At 46.9% G+C, this 22,807-nt stretch carries 15 protein-coding genes and 1 tRNA gene; 14 read left to right on the top strand and 2 right to left on the bottom strand.

Features of this window, described 5'->3' with window-relative positions; translation table 11 throughout:
• The first annotated feature begins 13 nt into the window (after positions 1-13).
• The 3 genes from CK1_RS17245 (at position 14) to CK1_RS17235 (ending at position 5,317) form a co-directional block, all read left to right on the top strand.
• Positions 14-1,444, top strand: coding sequence for a glycosyltransferase (locus tag CK1_RS17245; RefSeq protein ID WP_306289034.1), 1,431 nt, complete (start codon positions 14-16; stop codon positions 1,442-1,444).
• Positions 1,420-3,867 (top strand): glycosyltransferase family 2 protein, encoded by a 2,448-nt coding sequence (locus CK1_RS17240; RefSeq protein ID WP_015527410.1) that lies wholly within the window; start codon positions 1,420-1,422, stop codon positions 3,865-3,867. The genes CK1_RS17245 and CK1_RS17240 overlap by 25 nt, the downstream gene beginning before the upstream one ends.
• Before the next feature lie 100 nt (positions 3,868-3,967).
• Positions 3,968-5,317, top strand: a complete 1,350-nt coding sequence (locus tag CK1_RS17235; protein WP_306289033.1) for an ArnT family glycosyltransferase — start codon at positions 3,968-3,970, stop codon at positions 5,315-5,317.
• A gap of 108 nt (positions 5,318-5,425) precedes the next feature.
• Here the strand turns inward: CK1_RS17235 and CK1_RS17230 are convergent, their stop codons facing one another.
• Positions 5,426-6,673, bottom strand: a complete 1,248-nt coding sequence (locus CK1_RS17230; protein WP_015527407.1) for a D-alanyl-D-alanine carboxypeptidase family protein — start codon at positions 6,671-6,673, stop codon at positions 5,426-5,428.
• Positions 6,674-6,853: 180 nt separating this feature from the next.
• On the opposite strand from CK1_RS17230, the gene CK1_RS17225 reads away from it, so the two are divergent.
• The 9 genes from CK1_RS17225 (at position 6,854) to CK1_RS17185 (ending at position 18,077) form a co-directional block, all read left to right on the top strand.
• Positions 6,854-8,713, top strand: coding sequence for a glycosyltransferase family 2 protein (locus tag CK1_RS17225; protein WP_015527406.1), 1,860 nt, complete (start codon positions 6,854-6,856; stop codon positions 8,711-8,713).
• A gap of 4 nt (positions 8,714-8,717) precedes the next feature.
• On the top strand, positions 8,718-9,602 hold the full coding sequence (locus CK1_RS17220) for a glycosyltransferase family 2 protein (protein WP_015527405.1): 885 nt from the start codon (positions 8,718-8,720) through the stop codon (positions 9,600-9,602).
• Positions 9,603-9,781: 179 nt separating this feature from the next.
• A complete protein-coding gene (locus tag CK1_RS17215) occupies positions 9,782-11,185 on the top strand; it encodes an undecaprenyl-phosphate glucose phosphotransferase (RefSeq protein WP_022426969.1) in 1,404 nt (467 codons plus the stop codon).
• 18 nt (positions 11,186-11,203) lie between these two features.
• Positions 11,204-12,556, top strand: coding sequence for an LCP family protein (locus CK1_RS17210; protein ID WP_015527404.1), 1,353 nt, complete (start codon positions 11,204-11,206; stop codon positions 12,554-12,556).
• A 71-nt stretch (positions 12,557-12,627) separates the two neighbouring features.
• Positions 12,628-13,380, top strand: a complete 753-nt coding sequence (locus CK1_RS17205) for a glycosyltransferase family 2 protein (RefSeq protein WP_306289032.1) — start codon at positions 12,628-12,630, stop codon at positions 13,378-13,380.
• A 326-nt stretch (positions 13,381-13,706) separates the two neighbouring features.
• Positions 13,707-15,272: a S1C family serine protease gene (locus tag CK1_RS17200; protein ID WP_015527403.1), complete on the top strand. Its 1,566-nt coding sequence runs from the start codon at positions 13,707-13,709 to the stop codon at positions 15,270-15,272.
• Between the two features lie 136 nt (positions 15,273-15,408).
• The gene (gene clpX / locus CK1_RS17195; RefSeq protein ID WP_114002048.1) at positions 15,409-16,794 is read left to right on the top strand and encodes an ATP-dependent Clp protease ATP-binding subunit ClpX; all 1,386 of its coding nucleotides are present in this window, start codon (positions 15,409-15,411) and stop codon (positions 16,792-16,794) included.
• A gap of 40 nt (positions 16,795-16,834) precedes the next feature.
• The gene (locus CK1_RS17190) at positions 16,835-17,608 is read left to right on the top strand and encodes a zinc ribbon domain-containing protein (protein WP_015527401.1); all 774 of its coding nucleotides are present in this window, start codon (positions 16,835-16,837) and stop codon (positions 17,606-17,608) included.
• Between the two features lie 4 nt (positions 17,609-17,612).
• On the top strand, positions 17,613-18,077 hold the full coding sequence (locus tag CK1_RS17185) for a signal peptidase II (protein WP_306289031.1): 465 nt from the start codon (positions 17,613-17,615) through the stop codon (positions 18,075-18,077).
• Between the two features lie 61 nt (positions 18,078-18,138).
• On the opposite strand, the gene CK1_RS17180 is transcribed toward CK1_RS17185, so the two are convergent.
• A tRNA-Leu gene (locus tag CK1_RS17180) sits at positions 18,139-18,222 on the bottom strand.
• Positions 18,223-18,457: 235 nt separating this feature from the next.
• Here CK1_RS17180 and CK1_RS17175 point away from each other — a divergent pair.
• Positions 18,458-19,534: a carbamoyl phosphate synthase small subunit gene (locus CK1_RS17175; RefSeq protein WP_015527400.1), complete on the top strand. Its 1,077-nt coding sequence runs from the start codon at positions 18,458-18,460 to the stop codon at positions 19,532-19,534.
• Positions 19,534-22,749, top strand: a complete 3,216-nt coding sequence (gene carB, locus CK1_RS17170) for a carbamoyl-phosphate synthase large subunit (RefSeq protein ID WP_015527399.1) — start codon at positions 19,534-19,536, stop codon at positions 22,747-22,749. The genes CK1_RS17175 and carB overlap by 1 nt, the downstream gene beginning before the upstream one ends.
• Positions 22,750-22,807: the final 58 nt, after the last annotated feature.

Here is a 22,807-nt window from a genome sequence, read left to right as displayed (position 1 = left end):
AGGCCTGGAGGTTGTGAAGGCGCTTGCTGGATATATCGAAGAGAATGGACTGAATATCCGTCTGAGACTGATCGGTACTTCCGACGAAGAAATCGAAAGTCCGGTATTTTCCCAGACAGGAAGATATACAAGAGAGGAGATCCCAAGACTTACCCTGGAGCAGGATATTGATATGTTCCTGATCCCGTCCGTATGGCCGGAGACCTTCTCCTACACAACCTCGGAGATCATTTCCATGGGATTTCCGGTAGCGGTACTTCCGGTAGGTGCACCTGTAGAACGTGTGAAACGCTATGCCAAGGGCCTTGTCCTGAAAGATGAGAAGCCGGAGAATATTGTGGAAGAGATGATTTCTCTGTGGAAAACTCTCGGCGAAAGTGAGCTCCCTGTGGAAAAACGCAGGCTTCTTTTCGTAGGAGAGGAGATTTCCTTTGCTTCCAGATATCGTGTGGAGCATTTCCGGGAGCAGCTGATCCTTAAAGGCTATGCATCGAAGTTTATCCAGATAGACCAGGCAGAGCAGGAAAAGATCGAGGAATATACAGCGATCGTGATGTACCGCTGCAGCAAGCTGATGGAAGCAGAACTGCTTGCCAACCGGGCGAAAGCAGCCGGAATCCCTGTTTACTATGATGTGGATGACCTGGTATTTAATTACGAAAAAATTTCCGGGCTGCATTTCCTGAAGGGAAGCGAGTACAGTGACTTCCGCACAACTACAGACCGTATCCGCGGATGTATGGGATTCTGCGACGGATATTTTACATCTACGGAGACACTGGCAGGAGAGATCCGGGAAGAATTTCCGGAAAAACCGGTGGTGATCAACCGAAACTGTATGAGTATGGAGATGGAGATCTTGTCTCACGAGGCTGTGGAGCAGACAGACAAGGCTAAAGACCGGATCTATATCGGATATTTAAGTGGTTCCAAAACGCATGATCAGGATTTTGCCCAGGTGGAGGCAGCACTTCTGGAGGTGATGGAGCGCCACCCGGAGGTTTACCTGAAGCTGGTGGGTGTATTGGATGAATCCGGAATGGAGCCGGTGCAGAACCGCATCGAGAAGCTTCCGTTTATGGACTGGAGACAGCTGCCTGCCGTGATCGCAGGACTTGATATCAATCTGATGCCACTGGAGAACAGCCTGTTCCACTGGTGCAAATCCGAGAATAAGTGGACAGAGGCTGCCCTTGTAAAGGTTCCGAGTGTCATGAGCCGTAACTGTGAGATGGAATACGTGGTCGAAAACGGAAAAGATGGCTGGATGTGCACCACAAAAGAAGAGTGGGTCAATGCCTTGGAAGCTCTGGTTACTGATGAGAAGGCCAGAAAAGCCATGGGTGAGGCTGCACATCAGAAGGTTATGGAACATTACCTTACAGTAAATACCGGAAAGGATGCAATGGAGGAATTGTTATGCAGCGAGAGCTATACGAAGTAGAAAAGGACAGGTTTGACCTGAAGGACAGTTCTCTGTATCACCTTCAGGGAACCTGGCCGAAGGATCATAAGCCGGAAGCCGTTCTTGACGGGGAAAAGCTTCCGGCAGCCATCAGTGCCCAGGAGCGTGTCAGCGCCCTGGAGCGCTTTAAGGATCTGGATCTGGTAAACGGAGAACGTGTGCAGATGGAAATCTGCCTGCCGGATCTGGAGGGCAAAAAGAAGCTTGTTGTTTATGCGGTAAAGGGTGAAAAACGTATCCGGTGGTTTTCTGTTTCGGCAGCACAGCTTTACAGGAAACAGGGAAAACCGCAGTACTTTATTGAGAGCATCGAGGTGGAAGCCGGGGAAAAGATCTGCCGTGTCCGTGGCTGGGCAGCCTTTAACAGCCCCCTGACCATACGCCTGGAGGATCGCAGCCGGAAGGAAATCCCCTGCGAGATCACCAGACTGAAACGTGTGGATGTACAGAATCAGTACCAGGAAACAGAGATCGATGAGAAGAGCGGTTTTTTCTTTGAATTCCATTATGACAGTGTGAAGGAATTCTACATTGTATTTGAGGCAGGCAATGTGCGGACGCTTCGTCTGGTACATCTGCAGCCACAGAAGCGCCTTGCGGAGAAAGTTGCGGTATATTTCCGTAAGGGAAGCCGTTACATGAAGCTTCACGGGGCAGCAGCCCTTACCGGAAAGGTATTTGGAAAGGTGCTGGACCGTAAAAACCGTCCGGTGGATTATTCCAAATGGATTGTGAAGCATCTGCCGGACAAGGCAGAGCTTGCAGAAGAAAGAAAAACGAAATTTTCTAGGAATCCAAAATTCAGTATTGTGATCCCGCTTTACAAAACACCGGAAAAATATCTCCAGCAGCTGGTAGATTCCATAGAAGCCCAGACCTACGGGAACTGGGAACTCTGTCTTTCCGACGGAAGCGGAGCAGATTCTCCTCTTACCGATTATCTGAACAGGCTGGAAAAAAGTGATGACAGGATCCGTGTGATCCGCAACGACCAGGCACTTCAGATCGCAGAGAATACCAATGCGGCCATGAAAGCGGCAACAGGAGATTTTATCGTGTTTGCAGATCATGATGATGAGCTGACGCCGGACGCTCTGTTCCGGTGTGTGAAAGCGCTGAATGAGGATCCGGAGCTTAAGGTTCTGTATTCCGATGAAGATAAGATGTCCATGGACGGGCACAAATTCTTTCAGCCGCATTTCAAACCGGACTTCAATATTGATCTTTTGTGTACAGTAAACTACATCTGTCATCTTTTTGTCGTAAAAAAAGAGATCGTGGATCAGATCGGAATGCTGAAAAAGGAATTTGACGGTGCACAGGATTATGATTTTGTGTTCCGCTGTGTGGAAGCTGCGGGAAGAGAGCAGATCCATCATATCCCCAGGATCCTTTATCATTGGAGATGCCATGAGGATTCCACAGCAGAGAATCCGGAAAGCAAGATGTATGCCTTTGATGCAGGAGCACGTGCCATCAAGGCTCATTATGACAGGATCGGAGTTCCGGTGGAAATCGAAAAGGGTGAATATCTTGGACTTTACCGTACAAAATTCCTCTGGGAGGAAAAACCGCTGATCTCCATCATCATCCCAAACAAGGATCACATTGATGATCTGAAGAGATGTATTGATTCCATCGAAGAAAAGGCAACTTACCGCAATTATGAGTATGTGATCGTGGAGAACAACAGTACGGAGGATGAGACCTTTGCTTACTATAAAGAGCTGGAAGCATCCAATCCGAAAGCCCATGTGGTGTACTGGGATGGTATTTTCAACTATTCTGCCATCAATAATTTCGGAGCTGCTCATGCTAAGGGTGACTATCTGCTTCTTCTCAACAATGATACGGAGATCATCAGCCCGGACTGTCTGGAGCAGCTTCTGGGATACTGTATGAGACCGGATGTGGGAGCTGTAGGAGCGCGGCTCTATTATGAGGATGATACCGTGCAGCATGCAGGAGTAGTCGTTGGCTTCGGCGGTATTGCGGGACACTGCTTTGTGCAGCAGAAGAGAGACGCTACCGGATACTGCCACAGGATCATCTGTGCCCAGGATTACAGCGCTGTAACCGCAGCCTGCATGATGGTGAAGCGTGAGGCCTTTGATAAGGTTCACGGATTAAGTGAGGAATTTCAGGTTGCCTTTAATGACATAGATTTCTGCCTTCGTCTGGGAAAAGCCGGATATCTGGTTGTATACAATCCTTATGCGGAGCTTTATCACTATGAATCCAAATCCAGAGGTCTTGAGGATACACCGGAGAAGGTGGCAAGATTTAACCGCGAGATCGCTTCCTTTGAGAAGCACTGGCCGGAGATCCTCCGTGACGGAGATCCTTACTATAATCCGAACCTTACACTGGAGAGCCAGGATTTCTCTCTGAAGCGGATATAGGAGGTTATATTTTGGAAAAGAAAAAATCTGGAAGGATGAGAGAGTTCAGGCAGGGGTTCTTGTCCTGGCAGCATTTCTGCTCCTGACTGCATGGGCGTTTATGCAGCCCCTGGGGGCAGGCCCCGATGAAAAAATGCGCTACATGGTGGCACAGTATCTTCATGAGCATCCGGGAAAGCTGCCTCTTGGAGATGAGCCAACCATCCGTGATGCGACATGGGGGATTTCCTATGCCTATTATCCGATCCTTTCCTATATGGTATCTGCTGTATTTATGGGGATCGCAGGTCTGTTCCATGCATCTGCAGACGGATTACTCCATGCGGCGAGGATGGCAGATGTGCTCTTTGTGACTGGAGCGGTATATTTTGTGGTGAAAGCATCCGGAAAGCTTTTTCCGAAAGAGGGAAGATGGCTGTTTGCCGCACTGGCAGGCTTTATGCCGCAGGCATTGTTTCTGGGAACTTATGTAAACACGGATTCCCTGGCGCTTTTATCCATGGCGATGATCCTGTATTCCTGGTCCTGTTATCTGGAAACGGGAGACTGGAGCTTCAGAAATTCGATCCTTCTGGCTGTTGGAATGGCAGTCTGTGCACTGTCCTACTATAATACCTACGGATGGATCTTATGCAGTTTCCTGTTTTTCTGCCTGACAGTCCTTCTGTGCAGGGAAGAGCCGGTAAAACAGAGAGTTGCATTTCTGTTCCGGAGAGGGATCGTGATCGCGGCAGTAACCCTTGCTTTATGCGGCTGGTGGTTTATACGAAATGCCGTTCTCTATGACGGAGATCTTATCGGAAGAAAAGCCTGTGCACAGTGTGCGGAAAAATATGCGGTTGTTGATTACAGACCGTCCAGATACCCTACACCGGAGAAGCTGAACTGGTCATGGAAGGATATCCTTCTGTATCAGGACCCGGGCTGGCAGCATAACTGGCTGCTGACAGTACTGGTAAGCTTTATCGGAACCTTTGGTCTGATGCAGATTTATATGCCTTATAATGTTAGCAAGGCATATTTCCTGTTCTTTGGAATGGGTGGGATCGGTATTTTAACCATGTTGGGAATGTTTTATCCGAAGAAACGTACTGTGGTAAAAGAACGAAAAGCAGCAGGAAGTGAAAAGCTGAAGATAAAAACAATAACCGTGTACGATAAATGGGACAGAAAAGGGATCTTTCATCTGCTGCTGATCATTCTGATCCTGATCCCTGTTGGGCTGTTTATGTATTATGTATATTATAGTGACAACCAGGCACAGGGACGTTATATCATGCCGGCACTGTATCCGGCCATGTATTTTGTGACAGCCGGCTGGAATCGTCTGCTTGAGCGTTTTGTAAAAAAAGAAAATATCAGAATGTGGATATACCGGGTCCTGACAGCACTTCTGGCTGCTTCTCCGTTTTTATGCTATATCTTCCTGGTAGTTCCGTTTTATGGCTGACACCCAGATGGAGAGATGGCAGAAAAAAATCCCTTCTATGTATCCGGATATGACCGGTACATAGGAGGGATTTTTTGATTCTGAAGTATATCCGCCTGGGAACCAAGATCAGGAACGGATGATCCGGATCATGCGCCACAGCAGAAGGATCAGGAGCAGGATGCCCACACCGCCAATGGCAAAATACGGGATCTGGGATCTGGATTCGGAATAAGCTTTTGCAGAATCCATGTTTTCATCATTTTCCAGTACATCGGAAGAGCTTTCCTGGGAGGGATCCTCGACAACTGCAGTTCCCACCTGAGTTCCGCCAAAGGAATAGGTGCGTAAGATCTGACCATCAGATTCCGTATCTTCCGTAGTCAGGTCGTCTGCGGTCGCACCGGATGGAACCATTACAGTGCCGCCGGACAGGATGTGAAAATCATCCTCGCTGAGATCCAGAAGCTGGAAATTGGAAAAACCGTAATCCAGAAGTGAGATCGCTTCGGTAGCTGTCTGACCGGTCGCTCCGTTCATGACTACTGCGATCAGAGTAGTACCGTTTCGCTGTGCAGCTGTGACAAGAACGCTTCCGGAAGCAGTGGTGGTACTTTCACGACCGCCGATACATCCTTCATAATAGGAAGCGGATGCAGGATCTGTCATGGTAAAAGAGCTTGTCAGGTTACGGGTACCGCCGGAAACATTGGTAGCCGGGATCGTATAGGAGGTGGCTCCGGAGATGGTGCGGAAGCTGTCATTACGGATAGCCGCCTGCATGATCAGAGCCAGATCATGTGCTGTGGTATGCTGGTTGTCATCCGGGAGACCGGTAGGATTGGTGAATACCGTATTGGTACATCCCAGCTCCTTGGCACGGTCGTTCATTTTCTGGACAAAGGCATCCACAGATCCGCCGATCTGTTCTGCGACCTGGAGAGCAATGTCATTGGCAGAGGCCAGCATCAGAGCGTAAAGGCACTGCTCCATGGTAAATACCTCTCCGAGCTGTGAGGAAATATGAGCGCCTCCGTCTGTAACACCGGATACACCGGTTTCGGTCATGGTAACCTGATCGTCAAGCTGGCTGTTCTCCAGTGCCAGAAGACAGGTCATGATCTTAACTGCGCCGGCCGGAGAAAGCGTGGTGTCCATATCCTTGGCATAGAGGATCGTATCGGAAATATCTTCCATGATCACGGCAGATGCGGAAGTGATCTCAGGCCCCTGAGGCCATCCGCTGATCCCATTGGTGGTAACACCGGAGGATACAGCAACAGCGGTTTCTTCTGTGGCGAAAACTGGAGTCTGGAACACCATGGAAGCGGAGATCCCAATAGCCAGAAGCGCTGTGGTTATTCTTGATTTTTTCATGATAAATGGTACTCCTGTATAAAAAATAATTCTTATGTAAGCAATACATACGTAAGCTCAGTATAACACATTTCCTCTCTTCCTTGCAAAAAAATGATGGAATGGTAAAATATGTTCATCAAACTGTTACTGAGAACAGAGTGAACAGTAACATCAAACTGAGTAATACGGAGATAATATATGAGTAAAGATGATTCTACAGGAAAGATCCAATGGGACAGACTTATAAAGAAGCTTTCCCCCTATACAGTACAGAAGGGCCTAAGATACCTGAAGCATTATGGTCTGAAAGAGTTCTGGATCCGGCTTCATGAACGTTTTGAACCGGAAGAGGTTCCTTACGGACCATGGTATGAGGCATACAGACCTGACGAGGAAACACTGGAGAAGCAGCGGAAACGCAAATTTCCGGATGGGCCGCTGATCAGCATTGTGGTACCTGCATATCTGACACCGGAGCGTTTTTTAAGACAGATGCTGGACTCTCTCCTTGCACAGACATATGAGAACTGGGAGCTGTGTCTGGCAAACGGAAGCCCGGAGGATCCGGACATGCAGACCGTGCTGAGATCCTATGCAGAGATGGACAGGAGGATCCGCTATCAGGATCTGAAAGAGAATCTTGGCATTGCAGAAAATACAAACGCGGCATTTGCCATGGCAGAGGGTGATTTTATCGCACTTCTGGATCATGATGATCTGCTGGCACCTAATGCATTGTATGAGATCGCGGCGGCACTGGAGGAGCATCCGGAGGCGGATGTGATCTATACAGATGAGGATAAGGTCACGACAGATCTTTCTGAACATTTTCAGCCCCATCTGAAACCGGACTTTAACCTGGATCTTTTAAGATCCAATAATTATATCTGCCATTTTCTGGTGGTAAGACGTTCCGTAGTGCAGACAGTGGGCGGATTCCGCCGGGAATTTGACGGCGCCCAGGATTATGATTTCATTTTCCGCTGTGTGGAGCAGGCCAGGGAAGTGGTCCATGTACCGGAGATCCTTTATCACTGGAGGACCCATAAATCCTCCACAGCAGATAATCCGGCAAGCAAGATGTATGCTTTTGAAGCCGGCAGACGTGCCATTGAGGGGAATCTCAAACGGACCGGAACTCCGGGAACCGTGGAGCATACTCCGGATTTTGGATTTTACCGTGTGAAGTATCCGGTGCAGGGAGAACCTCTGATTTCTGTTATCATTCCGAACCGTGAGGAGAAAGAAACGCTTCAGGCCTGCGTGGAATCCATTTTTGAAAAAACTGCCTACAAAAATTACGAGATCATCATTGTGGAGAATAACAGCAGCTCCGAAGAGATCTTCCGGTATTACAGAAAGCTTTCGGAGGATCCCAGGGTCCATCTGATCCGCTGGAAAAAAGGCTTCAACTATTCTGCCATCAACAATTTCGGGGTGCGCCATGCCAAAGGAGATTACCTGCTTTTTCTGAATAATGACGTAAAGGTCATCGATCCGGACTGGATGTCAGAGATGCTGAGCGTGTGCCAGCGTAAGGAAACAGGTGCAGTTGGCGTCAAGCTGATCTATCCGGACAACACCGTTCAGCATGCAGGCTGCGTGGTAGGAATGGGCGGAATTGCCGGGAACATGTTTGTGAATATGCCGGCAGAGCGTACCGGATATCTCCATAAGGCCTCTCTTCTGCAGGATATGAGCTGTGTGACTGCAGCATGTATGATGATGAAGAAGGAAGTTTTTCTGGAGGCAGGAGGCTTTACGGAAGAGCTTGCAGTTGCGTTTAATGATGTGGATCTCTGTCTGAAGGTGCGAAGCCACGGCCATCTGATCGTCTATGATCCGTATGTGAAGCTCTATCATTACGAATCCAAGTCAAGAGGCACTGAGGACAGCGAGGAAAAGGTCCGCCGTTTCCAGACGGAGATCGAATACATGCGCTGTCACTGGCTGGATATCCTGAAAAAAGGAGATCCATACTATAACAAAAATCTTTCTTTAACCAAATGGAATTATTCCCTGAAGCCCCTTCCGGGAATGGGAAAGAAGAAGGGATAAAGCAATGCAGGAAGTATCAGTAGTCATACCAAACTTTAACGGAATGGCATATCTGGATGGTGTTCTTTCCAGTCTTGAAAGACAGACTATCCGTAATTTTGAGGTTATACTAGTGGATAATGGTTCCACTGATGGCAGCTGTGCGTTTGTTTCGGCGGAATATCCATGGGTACACATGATACAGCTTCCGGAGAATTACGGCTTCAGCAGAGCCGTCAATGAAGGGATCCATGCGGCACGTTCCCCATATGTGCTGCTTCTGAACAATGATACGGAAGCGGAACCGGATTTCCTGGAGGAGATGGTTGCTGCCCTGCGCAGACATAAGAAGGCATTTTCCTGTCAGGCAAAGATGATCCAGCTTCATGACAGGGACAAGATGGATGATGCCGGAAATTATTACTGTGCCCTTGGCTGGGCTTTTGCCAGGGGAAAAGGCAAGGATATCCGCCATTATGACCGAGAGCAGAAGATTTTTTCCACCTGTGCGGGAGCTGCGATCTACCGGAAGAAATTTATTGACAGGATCGGAGATTTTGATGAGGAGCATTTTGCTTATCTGGAGGATCTGGATATCGGCTATCGTGCCAGGATCTGCGGTTATCAGAACTGGTATGCTCCAAAAGCGAAGGTTTATCATGTAGGAAGCGGCACCAGCGGCTCCAGATATAATCAGTTTAAGATCCGGTATTCTTCCAGAAACAATATTTATCTTATCTATAAGAATATGCCGTTTCTCCAGATCGTGCTGAACCTTCCGTTTTTCTGGTGGGATTCGGTGCGAAGATCCTGTTTTTTGCGTCCAAGGGATTCGGACGTGAGTACCTTGCAGGCATCAAAAACGGCTTTCAGATCAGCCGCAAAAACAAAAAAGTCAGATTTTCCATGAGGAATCTTCCGCGTTATATACAGCTCCAGTTTGAACTCTGGATCAACATTTTTAGGCGTTTTGCCGGTTAAGACATCATATTTTCACAGAATTTTTATATTTCGGAGGGAAGATTTTATTGCTTTTGAGTTTCATCTATTATAAGATAAAAGCAATGAACTTAAATGAGGTGGCGGAAATTGATTAAAGACAACCAGAAAAATTTCAGTCGTCTCCATATGCTGATCGATGTATTTGTGATCGCGGCCTCCTATGCCCTGGCCTGGTTGATCCGTTTTCAGGGAATTTTTGAACATTCGGCGGTCCAGTCCAAGACCGTCCAGGAATATATGTTTATGCTGATATTCATTATTCCGGGATATTTACTTCTTTATCAGGCCTTTGATCTTTATACACCGATGCGAATGCAGGGGCGTCGTCTCGTACTTGCCGGAATTGTGAAGGCAAATGCGTTAGGGCTCCTTATCATCATGTTTGCACTTTACAATTTTAAAGAGCTGGACTATTCCCGTCTTACTCTGGTTTCTTTCTGTGTGATCAATATCGTCCTGGAATGGTTTGTGCGTATGGTCATATTTTACATTCTCCGGGATATGCGCAAAAAAGGAATGAACCAGAAACAGGTGCTGCTGGTAGGATACAGCCGTGCTGCCGAGGAATATGTAGACAGGATCCTGCAGAATCCGCAATGGGGATACGTGATCAGGGGCATACTGGATGACAATGTGCCGGCAGGCACTACTTATAAGGGCGTTAAGGTGATCGGTCGAATCGCCAATCTGATGATCATCCTTCCATCCAGTCGTCTGGATGAGATAGCCATTACCCTGGGCTTAAGTGAGTATTATCGTCTGGAAGAGATCGTTGCACTCTGTGAAAAATCCGGCGTGCACACAAAATTTATTCCGGATTATAATAATATTATTCCGACCAAACCATATACAGAAGATATTCTCGGGCTTCCGGTGATCAATATCCGGTATGTGCCCCTGAGCAACACGTTTAATGCACTGATCAAGAGATCTATGGATATTGCAGGCGCGATCGTTGCGATCATTGTGTCCTCACCAGTGATGCTGGTGTTGTGTATGCTGATCAAGCTGACTTCGCCGGGACCGCTGATCTATAAGCAGGAACGTGTCGGGCTTCACAATCAGACTTTCCGGATGTATAAATTCCGTTCCATGGAGATCCAGAAAGAATCAGAAGAAAAAAAGGCGTGGACAGTAAAGAACGATCCAAGAGTTACCGGAATCGGTAAATTTATGCGTCATACCAGTCTGGATGAGCTTCCACAGCTTTTTAACATTCTGAAGGGTGAGATGAGTCTTGTGGGACCAAGACCGGAGCGGCCGTTTTTTGTAGAAAAGTTTAGGGAGGAGATACCACGTTATATGGTCAAGCATCAGGTGCGGCCGGGTCTTACCGGGTGGGCACAGGTAAATGGCTATCGTGGAGATACTTCTATCAGAAAAAGGATAGAGTGTGATCTGTATTATATCGAAAACTGGTCTGTGGGATTTGATATAAAGATCATGTTTCTTACCATATTCAAAGGATTTATTAATAAGAACGCATACTAAAAAGGGGAAAAGGAAAAGATGTCAAAACCTCGGAAAAAAAGCAAGAAGATTTTATTTATCCTGGAGATCGTCGTACTGCTCCTGTTTATCGGAGGTCTGTTCGTTTATGGTCAGATCTCAGCCAAACTGGATAAGATCGACATCCAGGAAACAGATCTTGCAGACCAGGATATTGTAACTAATGATCAGGCACCGCAGATGACGGGATATACCACCTATGCACTGTTCGGACTGGACCACAGAAGCAAGAATGAGAAGCTGAATACAGAGAACAGTGATACCATCATCATTGCGAGTATCAACAATGATACGAAGGCAGTCAAACTTGTGTCTGTCTATAGAGATACCCTTCTCAATGTAAAGGATGATACCTATTCCAAAGCCAATTCGGCATATGCATTTGGCGGACCGACCAACGCGGTTTCCATGCTGAATACGAATCTGGATCTGAATATCACAGATTATGTTGCCATTGATTTTAATGCGCTGGTAACTGTGGTAGACTGCCTCGGAGGATTGGACATCCCTCTTTCCTATGCGGAGATCGTTCATATGAACAATTACTGTGTGGAGACATCAGAGGAAACCGGAAAGAGCTACACACCGATCGAACTGCCGGATCCGAAGCCGGAGGATGAGGAAGCAATCGTAGATACCTATCATCTTAATGGTGTACAGGCTACCTCCTACTGCCGTATCCGTTATACTGCAAGTCTTGATATGGGACGTACCGAGAGACAGAGACGAGTGATCCAGATGATCGTAGATAAGGCGAAAAAGGCAGGACTTTCCACTATCTTTGATATTATGGATCAAGTATTCCCGATGGTCAAAACTTCTGTTTCCAAAACAGAGATCCTGAAGATGATCCCGGCTATGATCGGCTACAGTATTGATGAAACTACAGGCTTCCCCAATGATTATAAATTTGCCCAGGTAAAGGGCAGCGTTATCGTACCTACCACACTGGAATCCAATGTTCTGAAGATGCATCAGTTTCTGTATGGAGACACCAGTTACACTCCGACGCAGGATGTACTCAACAGAAGTGCCCAGATCACAAATATCGCAGGCGGAGGCGACGTGCAGGACACTGCACCTGCGGTGACAGATACACCGAATGACGCAACGGATGATTCGTACACGTGGCAGGGAGATACATCCACAGATTACAGCAGTACGGACACAAGTGATGATGCTGATTACAGCACAGACACAGATTATGATTCGGATTACTCCGGAGACGATTACAGCACAGATACGGATTATTCCGGAGACGATTACAGCACAGATACGGACTATTCCGGAGACGATTCCGATACGGATTATAGCGATTATACCGACGGAGAAGATTATTCGGAGAATGAATAAAACATCAAAATAAGCAACCAGCAGAAGGGACCATCCAGTAACGGGTGGTCCTTTCTGGACAGGAGACAAATATGAAAACATTAAAAACAGACGTGATCATCCCGGCATACCGTCCGGGAGAAGAATTTGAAAAACTGCTGGAAAGACTCAGCGCACAGAAATATCCTATCAATAAGATCCTTGTCATGAATACAGAAAAGAAATTCTGGAAAGAGACCTGGGAACAGGAATATCCGCTTGTGGAAGTCCGGCATCTTACAAAAGAAGAATTTGACCATGGCGGTACCAGAAGGCAGGCGGCAGAGCTTTCGGATGCGGAGATCCTTGTATTTATGACACAGGATGCAATGCCGGCAGACAGGGAACTGATCGGAGCACTGGTAGGAGCTCTTGCAGAGAATCCACAGGCAGGAGCCGCTTATGCGCGTCAGCTTCCAAAAAAGGACTGCAGATTTCTGGAAAAATATACCCGTTCCTTTAATTATCCGGAACAGTCCTGTCTGAAAACGGAAAAAGATGTACAGACCTACGGGATCAAAACATATTTCTGCTCCAACGTCTGTGCTGCTTATGATCACAGGATCTATGATGAGATTGGTGGATTTCCGGAGCATGCTATTTTTAATGAAGATATGATCTATGCAGGCTGGATGGTAAAAAAGGCTATGGAGTTGCCTATGTATCAGAAGCGCGTGTATATCATTCTCACAATTACACCTGTATGCAGCAGTTCCACAGGAATTTTGATCTGGGAGTTTCCCAGGCGGAGCATCCGGAGGTTTTTGAAGGAGTGCCTTCCGAAGGTGAGGGCATCCGGCTGGTAAAAAAAAGCATGGCATATCTTCTGAAAACAGGCCACATATGGCTGATCCCCGGACTGTTTTTGCAAAGTGTCTCCAAATACGCCGGATATTTTCTCGGAAAACGATACAAAAAGCTCCCTGAAAAAATGATCCGCTCCTGCACCATGAATCCGGAATACTGGAAAAAGAACAAATAAGAGCAGGTCACGGTTTTTTAAAAGAGATATCACAGTTTAAACACAATTCCCTGTTAAACTGTCTTTTATAAGAGAAATAAATGTTACTGAGAACGGAGTGAGCAGTAATAGATACATGCATCAGATAACATAGAAGGGAGCACCAGAGGCATGAGTGAAGAGAATAAATGGGGGACAGACTTGCCGGATGAGGATAAGAATGCTTCGGCAGAACAGAAACCGCTGACGCATCCTTATTCTGAGGGACGCAGGATGCAGGAGAGCAGACAGGACAGCGATGCAGGTGCCGGACAGAGTGAAGGCACTTCGCAGGAGAAACCAAAATACGGACATTATGAGGTGCATCAGCCTCAGGCCGGTAATTATGCCGGTGGAAATATACCGCCCAAAAAGCCGCGGAAAAAGAGAGATTTTTCAGGCAACAACAGCTTTGGAAAGAAAGCAGCCACTGCGGTGGCACTGGCTGTGATCTTTGGGCTGGTAGCCGGAGTGGTTTTTCAGGGCGTGAATATTGCAGCAGATAAATACAGAGGAAATGACAGCAGTACAACGATCGGAAAGACAGAAACAGTTACCGGAACAGAGGATAGTACTGACAGTAGCTCTGCGGATTCTACTGTGAAGGATATTGTGGCAGAGAGTGGTACAGTGGCCGGTGTAGCCCAGGCAACCATGTCTTCTATCGTTGCCATTACATCTGTCAGTGTGCAGGAGATCCCAAGCTTTTTCGGATATGAAACGAGGCAGTATCAGAGTGCAGGAAGTGGTTCCGGTATTATTGTAGGAGAAAATGACAGCGAGCTTCTCATTGCGACTAACAACCATGTGGTATCTGGAGCGACTACACTTACTGTGTGCTTTGCAGGCAGTGATGTGGTAGGAGCGGAAGAAGAAACCCAGGCTATGGCAAGCAGCTCCGATGGAGATGCGGATGTGGATAACGCAGTTTCTGCCAAGATCAAAGGCACTGATGAAGAGAATGATCTGGCAGTGGTGGCAGTGGAGAAATCCGATATTCCGGATGAGACCATGGAGGAGATCAAGATCGCACAGATGGGAAGCTCGGACGATCTTGTAGTTGGTGAGCAGGTGGTTGCCATTGGCAATGCACTGGGCTATGGACAGTCAGTTACCTCCGGATGGATAAGTGCCCTTAACAGAAGCATTAGTACAGAGGACGGAGAAGCCAGCGGACTGATCCAGACTGATGCAGCAATCAATCCCGGAAACAGTGGCGGTGCACTTCTGAACATGAACGGTGAAGTGATCGGTATCAATGCGGCCAAGTATGCAGACAGTCAGGTGGAAGGCATGGGATATGCCATTCCAATCTCCAAGGCAGAGCCGATCCTGGAAGAACTGATGAACCGCGAAACCAGGGATAAGGTGGAAGATTCTTCCAAGGTAGGATATATGGGAGTCAAGGCTGCCGATCTTACAACAGAAGCCATCCAGATGTATAATATGCCGGCAGGTGCTTTTATTACTGAGGTAACGGAAGGTGGCGCAGCAGATAATGCAGGGATCAAAAAAGGCGATATCATTGTGAAGCTGGATGGACAGAAGGTAAGCGGCAAGGATGACCTTGTTGATAAGCTGCAGTATTATGAGGCAGGAGAAACCATCGAAGTGGTGATCTCCAGAGCGAACAGCGGAGAATACAAGGAACAGACGGTTGAAGTGACCCTTGGAAGCAAACCCTCTTCTGACAAATAAAAGAAAATACAGGATAACCATTTATAAACCGGGGAGCTGCATAAGAACATGCAGCTCCCCGGTTTATAAAAACTTAATTTGATACAGCGGGATTATGTGCTATAATATGCATAATAAAAACCAGAAAGGAAATGTTATGGCAGATCAGTTTGATAATAATAAAGACAATGACCAGGAGCAGAAATACGAGAAATTCTGTTTTTTATGCCGCAGACCGGAGAGTCAGGCAGGGAAGATGATCGACCTTCCTAATCATATACATATCTGTGCGGATTGCATGCAGAAAAGCTTTGATACTATGAACACCCAGATGAACAATGGAAATTATTCCGATCTTTTTAACATGCCGAATGTGAGCATGATCGATCTGGGCAGTTTCCAGAATCCCGGAAACCAGGCGAAGAAGATCAAGAAAAAATCAGAGACTCCGAAGCCGGTGATCGATCTCAAAGATATTCCTGCACCACATAAGATCAAAGCAACTCTGGATGAATATGTGATCGGACAGGAATATGCCAAGAAGGTAATGTCTGTAGGTGTATACAACCATTATAAAAGAGTTGCCACAGATACCATGGATGATATTGAGATCGAGAAATCCAATATGCTGATGATCGGACCTACAGGCTGCGGTAAGACTTATCTGGTGAAGATGCTTGCCAGACTTCTTCAGGTACCGCTTGCCATTGCAGATGCCACATCTCTTACAGAGGCCGGTTATATCGGTGATGATATCGAGAGCGTAGTATCCAAGCTCCTTGCGGCTGCAGATAATGATGTGGAGAAGGCAGAGCACGGGATCATTTTCATCGATGAGATCGATAAGATCGCAAAGAAGAAGAATACCAACCAGAGAGATGTCAGCGGAGAGGCTGTCCAGCAGGGACTTCTGAAACTTCTGGAGGGAAGTGAAGTGGAAGTTCCGGTAGGTGCTACCAGCAAGAATGCCATGGTACCTATGGTGACTGTAAATACAAGGAACATTCTGTTTATCTGTGGCGGTGCGTTCCCGGATCTTGAGAATATCATCAAAGAAAGACTGAATAAACAGGCGTCTATCGGATTTTATGCAGATCTGAAGGACAAATATGATGATGATCCGCATGTGCTGGAGAAAGTAACGGTAGATGATCTCCGTGCATTTGGAATGATTCCGGAATTTATCGGTCGTCTTCCGATCATCTTTACCCTGAACGGGCTGACGGAAGATATGCTTGTGAAAATCCTCAAGGAGCCGAAGAATGCTATTCTGAAACAGTACAAGAAGCTTCTGGCACTGGATGAAGTAAAACTGGAGTTTGAGGACGGTGCCTTACATGCCATTGCCCGTAAGGCATTGGAACGCCATACAGGAGCCAGAGCTCTCCGGGCTATCCTGGAGGAATATATGCTGGATATCATGTATGAGATCCCGAAGGACGACAATATCGGTGAGGTCGTGATCACAGAGGGATACATTCAGGGCAACGGAGGTCCGAAGATCCTTATGCGTGGACAGGAGATCCCGGCACTGGAAGGATAAGAAACAAGAAGATTCTTTAATATAAAGGAGCGTGACAGATATGGCAAAAAGCAGTTTTTGGGATGATCTGGGAAACACACTGACAAGAAAGGCAAAGGGCTTAAGTTCCAGAGCAGAGAATCTCTATGAGATCCAGAAGATCCGTAACAAGCTCTCTGCACAGGAGCGTATGACCGAAAAGCTGATGATGGATATCGGAAAGATGATCTATACACGTTATGAGCAGGGAGAAGCCGTTGACGGTGAGACGGGAGTTATCTGCGAGGAGATCAGCCAGCACATGCTGGAGGCAGATCACTACAGAGATGCGATCGCTGCCAGTAAAGGGGAGAAGTTCTGCCCGGCCTGCCATAAGGCGGTGATGCGGGAGGCCAGCTTCTGTCCGTATTGCGGAGCGGCGTGTCCTACAGCGGAGCTGGAAGAGAAAGCTGCCGATGTGATCGAGCAGGCAGATGAGGAGCTTGAAGAGGCTGCTGAGGCAGAGGTGACAGAAGTACCGGAGACAGAAGCGGAAGAAAACGCAGAAGCTACAGAAGTGGCAGCAGATCCGGAAGAGACAGTAGAAGCGTCAGAAGTAGTAGAAACAGCAGAAACCGCAGAAGCGTCAGAAACAGAAACATCAGGATCAGATCCGGAATTGGAAGAGGAAAGAACGGAAGTGGGATCTACAGAAACAGAGGAGCCTGCGGCTGATCCGGAAAATACAGAAACAATAGAAGAAAAACAGAATAACCATAAGCATATAAGGCAGGCTTTCCCCAGTGGGAGCCTGCCTGAATATTATGCAGACCACAGAAATAAGGAGGGGGAATAATGTTGTGGAATTTACTGACGGCGGGAATCTTTGGTACAGACTATTATATAAAGAAAAAATCAACACATCGGAAAAGAAAGATCTGAAGGAAAAGTGCCTGGGAGGCAGACTGATCGTAAGAAATTGCCATAATCATGGGATGATGCTTGGAATATTAAAAAACAAAGATAAAGAATTCCTGAGAGATCTTGCATCTATGGTGCTGGGCGGTGCGATCTGGGAGTATATACGTACTTCCGGAGAAAAAGGCACACGCATATCCAAGCTTGGGCTTTCTATGATCCTGGGCGGCGGTCTGAATAATTATACGGAACGTCGCAGAAAGGGATACGTCACGGATTATGTGAGCCTGAATGTGGAAAATCCGAAGCTTAAGAAGGTCGTATTTAATATTTCGGATCTTTTCATATTTACAGGTGCGCTTCTCTGGGGCGGGAGCGAGATCTTTTCTGAAAAAGAAAATAAATAAAAAACAGAAGTGCCGGTGTTGGGCGCTTCTGTTTTTTGATTTTGGATAAAATAAAAAAGAATGCAGGAAATGGGACTTGAACCCACACGATCTTGCGACCACAGGCACCTGAAGCCTGCGCGTCTGCCAATTCCGCCATTCCTGCATTTTTTCAACCGGCTTGCTTTGCTTTGTTTGCTCCGCTCGTCGACTGCTCATTTATAATAACTCAGGAATTGGATAATGTCAATAGAAAAATTCAAAAAAATTAAAAAATTCAAAAAAATATTTTAAGTTAGTTTTATACATTTTTTTTGCATATGGTGTTGAAAAATGACGATTCCTGTGATACAATCTTGAAGATTTAGGATAAAATAAGAGAACAAAGAAAGGGAGATTGTATGAAAGCATTTCTGATATTGGAAGATGGCCATGTATTTACAGGAACTAGCATTGGTTCTGCAAGGGAAGTCATCAGTGAAATTGTCTTTAACACTTCCATGACCGGTTATCTGGAAGTAATGACAGATCCTTCTTACGCAGGACAGGCGGTGTGTATGACATATCCGCTGATCGGAAACTACGGAATCTGTTATGATGACCAGGAATCAAGGAAGCCGTGGATTGACGGATTTATTGTACGCGAATTATCACGAGTTCCCAGCAACTTCAGAAGCGTAGACACCATTCAGCATTTTCTGAGCAAAAACGACATTCCGGGAATCGCAGGAATTGATACCAGAGCACTGACTAAGATCCTTCGTGAGAAGGGAACCATGAACGGAATGATCACAGTTGATGAGAACTATGACCTGGATACAATCATCCCCAGATTAAAAGCATATACAACAGGAAAAGTGGTAGAGAAGGTTTCCTGCCGCGAAAAGGAAGTGCTTAAGGGGAACGGACCGAAGGTTGCCCTTCTTGATCTGGGCGCCAAGAAAAACATTGCACGCTCACTGAATGAGAGAGGATGCCAGGTTACTATTTACCCGGCTCTGACATCTGCAGAAGAGATCCTTGGAGACAATCCGGACGGCATCATGCTCAGCAACGGACCTGGAGATCCGAAGGAATGTACTTCTATTATTAAAGAGATCAAAAAACTTTACGACTCTGATGTACCGATCTTTGCCATCTGTCTTGGACATCAGCTTATGGCTCTTGCAACAGGCGGAGACACCCATAAGATGAAATACGGTCACAGAGGCGGAAATCATCCGGTTAAAGACCTTGAGACAGGAAGAGTATATATTTCCTCCCAGAACCATGGCTACGTTGTAGATGCAGAGGGACTTGAGGAGAAAAATATCGCACATCCTGCATTTGTAAACGTCAACGACGGAACAAACGAGGGTATGGCATATAACGGAAAGAACATCTTTACTGTACAGTTCCATCCGGAAGCATGCCCTGGACCACAGGATTCCAGTTACCTTTTTGACAGATTCATGAAGATGATGGGAGGAGAGAAATAATGCCAAGGAATAAGGACATAAAAAAAGTACTTGTAATCGGCTCAGGCCCGATCATAATCGGCCAGGCAGCAGAGTTTGACTATGCAGGAACCCAGGCATGCCGCTCCCTGAAGGAAGAGGGCATGGAGGTTGTACTTTTAAACTCCAATCCTGCTACCATCATGACAGATAAAGACATCGCAGACAGAGTTTACATCGAGCCTCTGACTGTTGAAGTCGTAGAGCAGCTGATCCTCAAAGAGAAACCGGACAGTGTACTTCCTACACTGGGCGGACAGGCAGGTCTGAACCTTGCCATGGAGCTTGAGGAAAAGGGCTTCCTGAAAGAGCACAATGTACGTCTCATCGGTACCACAGCAGCAACGATCCGTAAAGCTGAGGACCGTCAGGAATTTAAGGATACAATGGAAAAGATCGGCGAGCCGGTTGCAGCATCCAAGGTCGTAACAACTGTAGAAGACGGTGTTGCGTTTACTCAGACTATCGGTTATCCGGTTGTTCTCCGTCCTGCATATACACTTGGCGGAAGCGGCGGTGGTATCGCGCATAATGAGCCGGAGCTTCGTGAAATCCTTGAGAATGGTCTCCGTCTTTCCCGTGTAGGCGAGGTTCTTGTAGAGAGATGTATCGCCGGATGGAAAGAAATCGAGTACGAGGTAATGCGAGACAGCGCAGGAAACTGCATCACAGTCTGCAACATGGAGAACATTGACCCGGTTGGTGTCCATACCGGTGACTCCATCGTAGTTGCTCCTTCCCAGACCTTAGGAGATAAAGAATACCAGATGCTCCGTACATCTGCTCTTAACATTATTACAGAGCTTGGCATCACAGGTGGATGTAACGTACAGTACGCTCTTCATCCGGAGAGCTTTGAGTACTGTGTTATCGAGGTTAACCCTCGTGTAAGCCGTTCTTCCGCACTTGCAAGTAAGGCTACCGGTTATCCGATCGCCAAGGTTGCAGCCAAGATCGCACTGGGTTACACACTGGATGAGATCCCGAACGCCATCACAGGCAAAACATACGCAAGCTTCGAGCCGATGCTGGATTACTGTGTTGTTAAGATCCCGCGTCTGCCATTTGATAAATTCATCACAGCAAAACGTACACTGACTACACAGATGAAGGCTACCGGTGAGGTTATGAGTATCTGCCATAACTTCGAGGGTGCTTTAATGAAGGCTATCCGTTCCCTGGAGCAGCATGTAGACAGTCTGATGTCCTATGATTTCTCACATCTTTCTGATGAAGAACTGATGGACGAGCTGAACATTGTGGATGACCGCCGTATCTGGAAGATCGCAGAAGCCCTGAGACGAAATGTTTCCCAGGAGAAGCTTCATGATATCACAAAGATCGACATCTGGTTCATCGATAAGCTGGCTATCCTTGTTGAGATGGAGCAGGCTCTGAAAACTCAGAAGCTGGACAAAGACCTTCTTCTGGAAGCAAAACGTCTGGAGTTCCCGGACTACATCATCGCAGACCTGACAGGAAAGACAGAAGCTGAGATCAAAGACCTGCGTAAAGAGTACGGCATCCGTGCAGCATACAAGATGGTTGATACCTGTGCAGCAGAGTTTGCGGCAGCGACACCATATTACTATTCTGTATACGGCGATGAGCAGACAGAGAATGAAGCTGTAGAAACAAAAGATAAGAAAAAGATCCTGGTACTTGGTTCCGGCCCGATCCGTATCGGTCAGGGTATCGAGTTCGACTTCTGTTCTGTACACTGTACATGGGCATTTGCGAAAGAAGGATATGAGACGATCATCATCAACAATAACCCGGAGACAGTAAGTACAGACTTCGATATTGCAGATAAGCTGTATTTTGAGCCGCTGACACCGGAAGATGTTGAGAATGTTGTAAATATCGAGAAACCGGACGGAGCTGTTGTTCAGTTCGGTGGACAGACAGCCATCAAGCTTACAGAGGCACTGATCAAGATGGGCGTTAAGATCCTCGGAACATCTGCTGAGAACGTAGATGCTGCAGAGGATAGAGAGCTCTTTGATGCCATCCTTGAGAAATGTGAGATCCCGAGACCGAAGGGACATACCGTATTCACAGCAGAAGAGGCGAAAAAAGCAGCCAATGAGCTGGGTTATCCGGTACTTGTCCGCCCGTCCTATGTACTTGGAGGACAGGGAATGCGTATCGCTGTCAGCGATGAGGACGTGGAAGAGTACATCGGAATCATCAACCAGATCGCACAGGAGCATCCGATCCTTGTTGATAAGTACCTGATGGGTAAAGAAATCGAGGTCGATGCAGTATGCGACGGTGAGGACATCCTGATCCCTGGAATCATGGAGCACATCGAGCGTGCAGGTATCCACTCCGGAGACAGTATTTCTGTATATCCGGCACAGACCATCAGCCAGAAAGCAAAAGATACCATCGCCGAATACACACGTCGTCTTGCACAGGCACTTCATGTTATCGGTATGATCAATATTCAGTTCATCGTTGTAGGCGAGGATGTATATGTGATCGAGGTTAACCCGCGTTCCAGCCGTACAGTACCGTACATCAGCAAGGTAACCGGAATTCCGATCGTTCCTCTTGCAACAAGAGTCATCCTTGGCCGCAAGATCAAAGAGCTGGGTTATACACCGGGACTTCAGAAGGAAGCAGAGTACTTTGCAATCAAGATGCCGGTATTCTCCTTTGAGAAGATCAGGGGCGCAGATATCAGCCTCGGACCTGAGATGAAATCCACAGGTGAGTGCCTTGGTATTGCAAAAACCTTTAACGAGGCTCTTTACAAAGCCTTCATCGGAGCCGGAATCCGTCTTCCGAAGCACAAACAGATGATCATCACTGTAAAAGATGAGGATAAGAAGGACATCATTCCGATCGCAAAACGTTTCGAAGCTCAGGGATACCGTATCTTTGCAACAAGAGGTACTGCAAGCGTACTGACTGAAAACGGAATCAAGGTAACACGTACCAACAAGCTGGAGCAGCCGTCTCCGAACCTGATGGACCTGATCCTTGGCCACAAGATCGATGTTGTTATCGACACACCGCCACAGGGTGTTGAGCATCAGAAGGATGGTTTCGTGATCCGTCGTAATGCTATCGAAACAGGTGTCAATGTGCTTACAAGCCTTGATACTGCAGAGGCTCTGGTCACAAGTCTTGAGAATACAGACCTGAACCACCTGACTCTGGTAGATATCGCCACCATCGACAATCGATAAAAAATTGTAAATTTTGTGAAATAAAAAATTAAAAGTTTACGAATTGTCAAATATGTAA

This window comes from Ruminococcus sp. SR1/5, assembly GCF_000209835.1.
GTDB classification, from domain to species: Bacteria; Bacillota; Clostridia; order Lachnospirales; family Lachnospiraceae; genus Blautia_A; species Blautia_A fusiformis.
Note: the sequence above shows the minus strand (reverse complement) of the source record. Positions and strands in the feature narration are given on the sequence as shown.

What these genes read in the sequence shown, in the direction of transcription:
- CK1_RS17240 (WP_015527410.1), top strand. Translation starts at nt 1,420, where the DNA reads ATGCAGCGAGAGCTATACGAAGTAGAAAAGGACAGGTTTGACCTGAAG.
- CK1_RS17235 (WP_306289033.1), top strand. Translation starts at nt 3,968, where the DNA reads ATGCAGCCCCTGGGGGCAGGCCCCGATGAAAAAATGCGCTACATGGTG.
- CK1_RS17230 (WP_015527407.1), bottom strand. Translation starts at nt 6,673, where the DNA reads ATGAAAAAATCAAGAATAACCACAGCGCTTCTGGCTATTGGGATCTCC.
- CK1_RS17225 (WP_015527406.1), top strand. Translation starts at nt 6,854, where the DNA reads ATGAGTAAAGATGATTCTACAGGAAAGATCCAATGGGACAGACTTATA.
- CK1_RS17220 (WP_015527405.1), top strand. Translation starts at nt 8,718, where the DNA reads ATGCAGGAAGTATCAGTAGTCATACCAAACTTTAACGGAATGGCATAT.
- CK1_RS17210 (WP_015527404.1), top strand. Translation starts at nt 11,204, where the DNA reads ATGTCAAAACCTCGGAAAAAAAGCAAGAAGATTTTATTTATCCTGGAG.
- CK1_RS17205 (WP_306289032.1), top strand. Translation starts at nt 12,628, where the DNA reads ATGAAAACATTAAAAACAGACGTGATCATCCCGGCATACCGTCCGGGA.
- CK1_RS17200 (WP_015527403.1), top strand. Translation starts at nt 13,707, where the DNA reads ATGAGTGAAGAGAATAAATGGGGGACAGACTTGCCGGATGAGGATAAG.
- clpX (WP_114002048.1), top strand. Translation starts at nt 15,409, where the DNA reads ATGGCAGATCAGTTTGATAATAATAAAGACAATGACCAGGAGCAGAAA.
- CK1_RS17190 (WP_015527401.1), top strand. Translation starts at nt 16,835, where the DNA reads ATGGCAAAAAGCAGTTTTTGGGATGATCTGGGAAACACACTGACAAGA.
- CK1_RS17175 (WP_015527400.1), top strand. Translation starts at nt 18,458, where the DNA reads ATGAAAGCATTTCTGATATTGGAAGATGGCCATGTATTTACAGGAACT.
- carB (WP_015527399.1), top strand. Translation starts at nt 19,534, where the DNA reads ATGCCAAGGAATAAGGACATAAAAAAAGTACTTGTAATCGGCTCAGGC.